At 57.3% G+C, this 5,294-nt stretch carries 2 rRNA genes; both read left to right on the top strand.

Going from position 1 to position 5,294, the window contains the following annotated elements:
* Positions 1-207 precede the first annotated feature (207 nt).
* Positions 208-1,732 (top strand): 16S ribosomal RNA (locus AOK08_RS19155).
* Positions 1,733-2,053: 321 nt separating this feature from the next.
* Positions 2,054-5,175, top strand: a 23S ribosomal RNA gene (locus AOK08_RS19150).
* Together the 16S and 23S rRNA genes form the textbook arrangement of a ribosomal RNA operon.
* Positions 5,176-5,294 lie beyond the last annotated feature (119 nt).

The raw sequence follows: 5,294 nt of genomic DNA, 5'->3' as shown, positions 1-5,294 counted from the left end.
GTGAGTACAAAGGAAGCGTCCGTTCCTTGAGAACTCAACAGCGTGCCAAAAATCAACGCCAGATTTGTTGATACCCCGACTCGCGGAATTATCTGTGAGTTCGAGGTTCCTTTGATGCAGTAAACACAGCGAGGACGCTGTGAACGGTCGGGCTTATTCCGCCTGACTGTTCCGCTCTCATGTGTGTGACCCGATTACGGGTTGACATTCACGGAGAGTTTGATCCTGGCTCAGGACGAACGCTGGCGGCGTGCTTAACACATGCAAGTCGAACGATGAAGCCCTTCGGGGTGGATTAGTGGCGAACGGGTGAGTAACACGTGGGCAATCTGCCCTTCACTCTGGGACAAGCCCTGGAAACGGGGTCTAATACCGGATAACACTTCTGCCCGCATGGGTGGGGGTTAAAAGCTCCGGCGGTGAAGGATGAGCCCGCGGCCTATCAGCTTGTTGGTGAGGTAGTGGCTCACCAAGGCGACGACGGGTAGCCGGCCTGAGAGGGCGACCGGCCACACTGGGACTGAGACACGGCCCAGACTCCTACGGGAGGCAGCAGTGGGGAATATTGCACAATGGGCGAAAGCCTGATGCAGCGACGCCGCGTGAGGGATGACGGCCTTCGGGTTGTAAACCTCTTTCAGCAGGGAAGAAGCGCAAGTGACGGTACCTGCAGAAGAAGCGCCGGCTAACTACGTGCCAGCAGCCGCGGTAATACGTAGGGCGCAAGCGTTGTCCGGAATTATTGGGCGTAAAGAGCTCGTAGGCGGTCTGTCGCGTCGGATGTGAAAGCCCGGGGCTTAACCCCGGGTCTGCATTCGATACGGGCAGACTAGAGTGTGGTAGGGGAGATCGGAATTCCTGGTGTAGCGGTGAAATGCGCAGATATCAGGAGGAACACCGGTGGCGAAGGCGGATCTCTGGGCCATTACTGACGCTGAGGAGCGAAAGCGTGGGGAGCGAACAGGATTAGATACCCTGGTAGTCCACGCCGTAAACGGTGGGAACTAGGTGTTGGCGACATTCCACGTCGTCGGTGCCGCAGCTAACGCATTAAGTTCCCCGCCTGGGGAGTACGGCCGCAAGGCTAAAACTCAAAGGAATTGACGGGGGCCCGCACAAGCAGCGGAGCATGTGGCTTAATTCGACGCAACGCGAAGAACCTTACCAAGGCTTGACATACACCGGAAAACCCTGGAGACAGGGTCCCCCTTGTGGTCGGTGTACAGGTGGTGCATGGCTGTCGTCAGCTCGTGTCGTGAGATGTTGGGTTAAGTCCCGCAACGAGCGCAACCCTTGTTCTGTGTTGCCAGCATGCCCTTCGGGGTGATGGGGACTCACAGGAGACTGCCGGGGTCAACTCGGAGGAAGGTGGGGACGACGTCAAGTCATCATGCCCCTTATGTCTTGGGCTGCACACGTGCTACAATGGCCGGTACAATGAGCTGCGATGCCGTGAGGCGGAGCGAATCTCAAAAAGCCGGTCTCAGTTCGGATTGGGGTCTGCAACTCGACCCCATGAAGTCGGAGTTGCTAGTAATCGCAGATCAGCATTGCTGCGGTGAATACGTTCCCGGGCCTTGTACACACCGCCCGTCACGTCACGAAAGTCGGTAACACCCGAAGCCGGTGGCCCAACCCGTAAGGGAGGGAGCTGTCGAAGGTGGGACTGGCGATTGGGACGAAGTCGTAACAAGGTAGCCGTACCGGAAGGTGCGGCTGGATCACCTCCTTTCTAAGGAGCATCTAGGCCGCCAGGCATTGTCTGGTGGTCCAGGGCCATTACGTCGGCAAATGTCCGACGGTGGTTGCTCATGGGTGGAACGTTGATTATTCGGCCGGTTCACGGGCCGGAGGCTGCAAGTACTGCTCTCGTAAGAGAGTGTGGAAAGCATGATCTCCGGGCGGGATACGGTCGGGCACGCTGTTGGGTGTCTGAGGGTTCGGCCGATTGTTGGTCGCCTTCAGTGCCGGCCCCGGTAAAAACCTGCGCTTGCGGGTTGTGACGGGTGGTTGGTCGTTGTTTGAGAACTGCACAGTGGACGCGAGCATCTGTGGCCAAGTTTTTAAGGGCGCACGGTGGATGCCTTGGCACCAGGAACCGATGAAGGACGTGGGAGGCCACGATAGTCCCCGGGGAGTCGTCAACCAGGCTTTGATCCGGGGGTTTCCGAATGGGGAAACCCGGCAGTCGTCATGGGCTGTCACCCACATCTGAACACATAGGGTGTGTGGAGGGAACGCGGGGAAGTGAAACATCTCAGTACCCGCAGGAAGAGAAAACAACCGTGATTCCGGGAGTAGTGGCGAGCGAAACCGGATGAGGCCAAACCGTATGCGTGTGAGACCCGGCAGGGGTTGCGTATGCGGGGTTGTGGGATCTCTCTTTCATGGTCTGCCGGCCGTGAGACGAGTCAGAAACCGTTGGTGTAGGCGAAGGACATGCGAAAGGTCCGGCGTAGAGGGTAAGACCCCCGTAGTCGAAACATCAACGGCTCGTTTGAGAGACACCCAAGTAGCACGGGGCCCGAGAAATCCCGTGTGAATCTGGCGGGACCACCCGTTAAGCCTAAATATTCCCTGGTGACCGATAGCGGATAGTACCGTGAGGGAATGGTGAAAAGTACCGCGGGAGCGGAGTGAAATAGTACCTGAAACCGTGTGCCTACAAGCCGTGGGAGCGTCGCGCGCCAAGTTTACTTGGTGCGTCGTGACTGCGTGCCTTTTGAAGAATGAGCCTGCGAGTTTGCGGTGTGTTGCGAGGTTAACCCGTGTGGGGAAGCCGTAGCGAAAGCGAGTCCGAATAGGGCGGTTTAGTAGCGCGCTCAAGACCCGAAGCGGAGTGATCTAGCCATGGGCAGGTTGAAGCGGAGGTAAGACTTCGTGGAGGACCGAACCCACCAGGGTTGAAAACCTGGGGGATGACCTGTGGTTAGGGGTGAAAGGCCAATCAAACTCCGTGATAGCTGGTTCTCCCCGAAATGCATTTAGGTGCAGCGTCGTGTGTTTCTTGCCGGAGGTAGAGCACTGGATAGGCGATGGGCCCTACCGGGTTACTGACCTTAGCCAAACTCCGAATGCCGGTAAGTGAGAGCACGGCAGTGAGACTGTGGGGGATAAGCTCCATGGTCGAGAGGGAAACAGCCCAGAGCATCGACTAAGGCCCCTAAGCGTACGCTAAGTGGGAAAGGATGTGGAGTCGCACAGACAACCAGGAGGTTGGCTTAGAAGCAGCCACCCTTGAAAGAGTGCGTAATAGCTCACTGGTCTAGTGATTCCGCGCCGACAATGTAGCGGGGCTCAAGCGTACCGCCGAAGTCGTGTCATTCACACAATAGGGCCAACGCCTGTGTGGATGGGTAGGGGAGCGTCGTGTGCCGGGTGAAGCTGCAGCGGAAGCTAGTGGTGGACGGTTCACGAGTGAGAATGCAGGCATGAGTAGCGATACACACGTGGGAAACGTGTGCGCCGATTGACTAAGGGTTCCTGGGTCAAGCTGATCTGCCCAGGGTAAGTCGGGACCTAAGGCGAGGCCGACAGGCGTAGTCGATGGATAACCGGTTGATATTCCGGTACCCGCTGTGAAGCGTCAAACATTGAACCAGGCGATGCTAAGTCCGTGAAGCCGCCCCGGAGCCTTCGGGCAAGGGGGAGTGGTGGAGCCGACGGACCAGACCTGCAGTAGGTGAGTGATGGGGTGACGCAGGAAGGTAGTCCATCCCGGGCGGTGGTTGTCCCGGGGTAAGGGTGTAGGCCGTGCGATAGGCAAATCCGTCGCACACAAGGCTGAGACCTGATGCCGAGCCGATTGTGGTGAAGTGGATGATCCTATGCTGTCGAGAAAAGCCTCTAGCGAGTTTCATGGCGGCCCGTACCCTAAACCGACTCAGGTGGTCAGGTAGAGAATACCGAGGCGTTCGGGTGAACTATGGTTAAGGAACTCGGCAAAATGCCCCCGTAACTTCGGGAGAAGGGGGGCCATCACTGGTGAGAGGATTTACTCCTTGAGCTGGGGGTGGCCGCAGAGACCAGCGAGAAGCGACTGTTTACTAAAAACACAGGTCCGTGCGAAGCCGTAAGGCGATGTATACGGACTGACGCCTGCCCGGTGCTGGAACGTTAAGGGGACCGGTTAGTCACTCTTCGGGGTGGCGAAGCTGAGAACTTAAGCGCCAGTAAACGGCGGTGGTAACTATAACCATCCTAAGGTAGCGAAATTCCTTGTCGGGTAAGTTCCGACCTGCACGAATGGCGTAACGACTTCTCGACTGTCTCAACCATAGGCCCGGTGAAATTGCACTACGAGTAAAGATGCTCGTTTCGCGCAGCAGGACGGAAAGACCCCGGGACCTTTACTATAGTTTGATATTGGTGTTCGGTTCGGCTTGTGTAGGATAGCTGGGAGACTTTGAAGCGGGCACGCCAGTGTTTGTGGAGTCGTCGTTGAAATACCAGTCTGGTCGTGCTGGATGTCTAACCTGGGTCCGTGATCCGGATCAGGGACAGTGTCTGATGGGTAGTTTAACTGGGGCGGTTGCCTCCTAAAGAGTAACGGAGGCGCCCAAAGGTTCCCTCAGCCTGGTTGGCAATCAGGTGTTGAGTGTAAGTGCACAAGGGAGCTTGACTGTGAGACCGACGGGTCGAGCAGGGACGAAAGTCGGGACTAGTGATCCGGCGGTGGCTTGTGGAAGCGCCGTCGCTCAACGGATAAAAGGTACCCCGGGGATAACAGGCTGATCTTCCCCAAGAGTCCATATCGACGGGATGGTTTGGCACCTCGATGTCGGCTCGTCGCATCCTGGGGCTGGAGTCGGTCCCAAGGGTTGGGCTGTTCGCCCATTAAAGCGGTACGCGAGCTGGGTTTAGAACGTCGTGAGACAGTTCGGTCCCTATCCGCTGCGCGCGCAGGAACATTGAGAAGGGCTGTCCCTAGTACGAGAGGACCGGGACGGACGAACCTCTGGTGTGCCAGTTGTCCTGCCAAGGGCATGGCTGGTTGGCTACGTTCGGGAGGGATAACCGCTGAAAGCATCTAAGCGGGAAGCCTGCTTCGAGATGAGTGTTCCCACCTCCTTGAGAGGGTAAGGCTCCCAGTAGACGACTGGGTTGATAGGCCAGATCTGGAAGCCCGGTAACGGGTGGAGGTGACTGGTACTAATAGGCCGAGGGCTTGTCCTCAGTTGCTCGCGTCCACTGTGTTGGTTCTGAAACCACGAACAACCCCACATCCCTATTGGTCACGGGTGTGGTGCGGTTGAGTGTTTCATAGTGTTTCGGTGGTCATAGCGTGAGGGAAA

Origin of the sequence: Streptomyces graminilatus, from assembly GCF_001418565.1 — a bacterium.
In the GTDB taxonomy this organism is placed as follows: domain Bacteria; phylum Actinomycetota; class Actinomycetes; order Streptomycetales; family Streptomycetaceae; genus Streptomyces; species Streptomyces graminilatus.
The sequence above is the reverse complement of the archived record's forward strand: the minus strand, read 5'-3'. Positions and strand labels throughout refer to the sequence as shown.